Genomic DNA, 4339 nt, shown 5'->3' on the forward strand with positions numbered 1-4339 from the left:
TGGAGCGTAGCGTAACCCGGAGGGAACCGAAGGGCGGACGGCGCTTGTTTTACCTTATAGAGCTTGCTTTTTAAAAACAAGTGCCGGACGGTTTGGCGTGCTTTTTTGCTGACTGACGAGTGACGAACACCGCTTTACCGGGTCTGTGCGGGGTTTTTTAAAAGTTACTTATCACCGTAATGACCCCAAAGGCTTAGAACATGAACAGTTACGATGTCTTCATTTATAGAGTAAACAAGTCGGTGCTTATGATTTATTCTGCGTGAAAACTTCCCGGACAAGCCATATTTCATTAGCTCTATACGCCCGGTTCCTTCAGTAGGGTTTTCTTTAAGTTCATTAAGAAGTTTAGCTATCTTTTTAAGCACAACTTTATCACCGGCTTTCTTGTGTTTTTCAATGTCAGCTTGGGCTACTTTGGTAAATTCCAGAACATAACTCATAGCCCAAGTAAATCATTAATTTCTTCAGAACTTGTCACTCTTTTTACCTCACCATTTTTCGCTTGCTCTGCACTGAGTTTTATTTTCTTAACCATCTCAGCACTAAAGTAAACATCATCTTCATTTATAGGCGTTAAGGCGTAAGATTTATTAGCCCCTCGCTGAACAATGATTTGTTCTCCTTTATCGGCCCTTTCAAAGTAAAGCCTTTGATTTTGCCTAAATTCTCTACTACTGATTACTAACATGACATTTCGATTTAGCGTGTACCAACATGGTACAAAGTTACTAAATTCTACGCTCATTTCCTTCATTTTGTTTTATTTAAGTGGGTGATATTTCTCCAGTTCTTTCTGTAAATCTTCCAGAGTATCCATCCTATAGCGTTCGGTGCTGCTTACGTATTTATGGCCGGCCATGTATTGCACTTCTCTCAGGTTGTAATGTTTGAGCCAATTGGTGATGGTGCTTGCACGGATTTGGGCCATGTTTGTGAGTCTGGGTTCATAGCGTTTTATCATAGCTTTGATTCTGGACATGCCGCGGATTAGGCGCTTTTTGTGGAACAGGTAATTCCCTTCTATTTTATCGTTTAAAGACTTTCTATCAGTTAAAAGATATTCGTGCAGGGGCAGTATTTGAAAGGGTTTTAGGTTTAATATCCGCTTGTTGGCTCGTTTGGTGGATGGAACGTACATCTTGCCTTTATCAAGCTGCAGGTGGCGTATTTCAAGTTTTGCCAGCTCTTGTTCCTGCAAGCCCTGATAAATGCGCAGGCCTAAAACAAGGTGGTATATTCTTAATGTTTTTTTATGTGTCCACTGGCTCTGGATTTCCGGGAAGTTCTGGTAGATGTGGTCGAGCTGTTTTTGGGTAAATAAATCGTGGGGTATTCTTCGTTGAACGCCTTTTACCCGTATGGGTTCCGCTACATTGGGGAAGGCTTTAAAATCTAAGTAATAACTGATTTTCTTTAGCTCCATGTTGATGGTTTTGGGACCTGTCCCCTGGCCTTTACGGTAGCGGATGTACCCCATCAGGGTTTCATGGTCGACTGGCTCAACAATTGGCTCAATTGGTTCTTTTCTTTCAATTGATTCAATTGAAGAAAAAGAACTTAAGTCCTTATTAGCAGATGTATTCAAATAAGGTTTGAACTTCTTTTCTATGAAACGAGTGTAATCAAGAATGGTGTTCTTACCAAAGCCTTTGTTTGCAAGGTACTTTTCAAAGCATTCTGCTTCGCTTTCTGTTTCGCTTTGCTCTTTGGATTTCACTTCGTTCAGCATTCCTCCTCCTTTGCTAAGTGGGTGTATTTCTGTGTGGTTTCTATCGATTTATGGCCCAGGAACAGGGCTATGTTTTCTAAGCGCATGCCATCTTGCAGAAGATGTGTGGCAATGGAGTGCCGCAAAATATGCAGGCCAAAGGATTTTTGTTTCAGCATTTCGTTGTTGGTTTTATTTTTCAGGAGCTGCAAGCGGTGGTACATGCCCTGTATGCTCCATCTTATGCCACCCCGGCCAAGTAATAAGGCCTGAACCGATTCATCGGGGGCTTTGGATTGCTTGGCGTTTAACAATTGGGTTCTCTGGTTAATGATGTATTCTTGCAGGTCGGCCTTTACTTGTTTGCTCATGGGTACGTAGCGTTCCCGGTAGCCTTTACCTTCTCGTACATACAAAAGGTTCTTTTCAAAAAGCAGGTCGCTCAGGTTAAGGGCGGCTCCTTCGCCGGCTCTAAGACCGCAACCATAGAAGACATCAAGCATGGCGGCATCTCTTTGGTTGTACAGGTTGTTTTCGTCTTTGGCTGCATGGTAAAGGGTCTGTATTTCTGTTTTAGATAGGTAGGTGGCGGTTTCGGTGGTTTTGAGTAATTGCGGCTTAATTAGGATGTTTGCCTTTTCGGTCAACTGTAAATATTTGCTTAGAAGCCGCAGCATTGTGATGTGTTTGTTGATATAAGCAGGGCTTAAACCGCCTGTTTTGTTGCAGTTGGGGCGATGTTGCAGGTATTCTAAATACTGGTTAACCTGATTGTTTTTAAAGTCTCTTAAGCTGTGGGTGCCTTGAGATTCTAAAAAGGCAAAGAACTCTTGTGCGTTCCAGTTTATTTGCTTTATACTCCGGGGTTTATAGCCCAGTGTTTCCAACCATTCTTTGAAGCTTTCTGACAGATGCCGGAACTGATTGCTTTTAATTTCTCTATTAACACTTTTTTGGAACATGGAACGCTAAGGGGTTTTTACAGACCTCGTGGGCTTTGTAGTGTTCCATCTGGCGTTCCAAAGGGTTGGAACGCCAGGTTGTCTATTTGATTGTACAAATAGTCTTGTATCTCATTTCTAAGTTTTTGGATGTTATCCCAGTAACTTACCCTGTATTTAAAGCCTTTATTGGCATAACCTCCGGTTTGTTGCAGGTATTCCAGTGAAATGAGTTCATAGAGGTAACGGTGCAGCTGTGTTTTGCTTATGTGCAGGGCCTGACGCACTTCTCGTTGGGTAAACTCGTACTGCTGTGCATTGGGCTTTTCTTCCAGGTAGGTTTTTAAGGCTTCAAAGAACTGCCTGAGACTGCCGTCCAGCTCGTCCACTTTCAAAAAGATACTGTCGAACATGATTTCATTGGCGATTTTCAGGTCTTCGGTGTCGGTTATTATCCGGCCTTGTGCGTCCTTTTTTCTGCGGTACTGGTTGATGATGGTGACTTGCTTGACAAAGGCTAAATAAAGCTCGTTTAGGCGTCTTATTTTATGGGCTTTTTCGGGTAAATGGATTTGGTAGGCAAAAGGGTTAATGACTTTGCAGGGTTTGAGCATTCTTACCAGGTTCTGCAAAAGGGTACTTGCCTCTCGTTCTTTCTCTGCATCTATCAGCCCGGCAGCTTTCTGCTTTTGGTAGTTCATTATCCGGGCGGTTTGTTCACTGCTTTCATCCACCGCTATGATGAAAAGGCGACTCATGTTGTCCTCGTAGATTTGTCCGTGAGTGGTGGCGCAGATGCTGGCCATAGGGCCACGTACGATTCGTTGGGCGCTGCGGATATTGCCGTTTTCATCCTTTTGGCTGGTGGAGCTGCTTAGTTGGTTGTTGCTTATGAGTTCACGCCAGGCAAAGAGGGCTTCTTCTTTTAGGCCGTCGATGTCTTCCAGGCAAATCAGTTTGCCTTTGAAAAAGTATTCATCGTAGTTGTAAAAGCTGTTTTCGGTGACCCGGGTAAATTTCACTACTCTTTCGCCTGGCATCAGTTCTGCTATTTTGGAGAGTAGGTGGGTTTTACCGCTGCCACTGCTGCCTTGTATCAGGGCATGCAGGGTATCGGGCATTTTATGGCTGGTAGCTATCACAAACAGGAAAAGACGGTTGTTATCCTCACCGGTGATGCCGCTTTGGCCGATGAGCTGGTTTAGCTTTTGGATTAGGTCTGGCTGTTGCAAAAAGGCTTTGCATCTCGCCTGTTCCGCAAGGCTTGGCATTTTCTCCATTATTAACTGGTCATTGGTGACTGTCAACTGGCTTTCCCGGTATTCTTCCAGCAGGTCGGTTAGTTGCGATAGGTCGTTTTCTACTAAATCGCTGCGTAAATCCAGCTTTTCGGCGGCTTCCCGGGCTTCTTTTCTAACTTGCTTTTCTTCGTACAAATCCAGTCTTGTGCGGTATTTGATGGCGGTTTCCAGGTGCTGAACGTCCAGGCTGATTGTCATGCGGTCAAAGGTCTTGGGTAGGCTGCCTTTTACAATGTAGCGGGCGGTTTGGGTTTGGTAGATGATTTTGTTGGGGGTTGTGGTATTTAGCTGTTTAGACAGGGCAGACCCTGTCTGTACGCTTCCTTTTTCTTCAATTGAAAAATCTTCAGTTGAAGAAAAAGATGGTGGTAAAGGTTGTTGGTTGG

At 43.8% G+C, this 4339-nt stretch carries 5 protein-coding genes; all 5 read right to left on the reverse strand.

Features of this window, described 5'->3' with window-relative positions:
- Window positions 1-164: 164 nt before the first annotated feature.
- Window positions 165-443, reverse strand: a complete 279-nt coding sequence (locus ALKIM_RS0104935; protein WP_016777472.1) for a Txe/YoeB family addiction module toxin — start codon at window positions 441-443, stop codon at window positions 165-167.
- Window positions 440-691 carry a hypothetical protein gene (locus ALKIM_RS0104940; RefSeq protein WP_026055236.1) on the reverse strand — a complete coding sequence of 84 codons (252 nt, stop codon included), beginning with the start codon at window positions 689-691 and terminating at the stop codon, window positions 440-442. The genes ALKIM_RS0104935 and ALKIM_RS0104940 overlap by 4 nt, the downstream gene beginning before the upstream one ends.
- A gap of 72 nt (window positions 692-763) precedes the next feature.
- Window positions 764-1732: a tyrosine-type recombinase/integrase gene (locus ALKIM_RS20100; RefSeq protein ID WP_175576954.1), complete on the reverse strand. Its 969-nt coding sequence runs from the start codon at window positions 1730-1732 to the stop codon at window positions 764-766.
- On the reverse strand, window positions 1726-2673 hold the full coding sequence (locus ALKIM_RS0104950) for a tyrosine-type recombinase/integrase (RefSeq protein ID WP_026473673.1): 948 nt from the start codon (window positions 2671-2673) through the stop codon (window positions 1726-1728). Before ALKIM_RS0104950 ends, ALKIM_RS20100 begins: the two co-directional genes overlap by 7 nt.
- 17 nt (window positions 2674-2690) lie before the next feature.
- Window positions 2691-4339: hypothetical protein (locus ALKIM_RS17675; RefSeq protein ID WP_052345408.1), on the reverse strand; the 1649-nt coding region annotated here is incomplete at its 5' end.

The sequence above is a fragment of the Alkaliflexus imshenetskii DSM 15055 genome, from assembly GCF_000517065.1.
In the GTDB taxonomy this organism is placed as follows: domain Bacteria; phylum Bacteroidota; class Bacteroidia; order Bacteroidales; family Marinilabiliaceae; genus Alkaliflexus; species Alkaliflexus imshenetskii.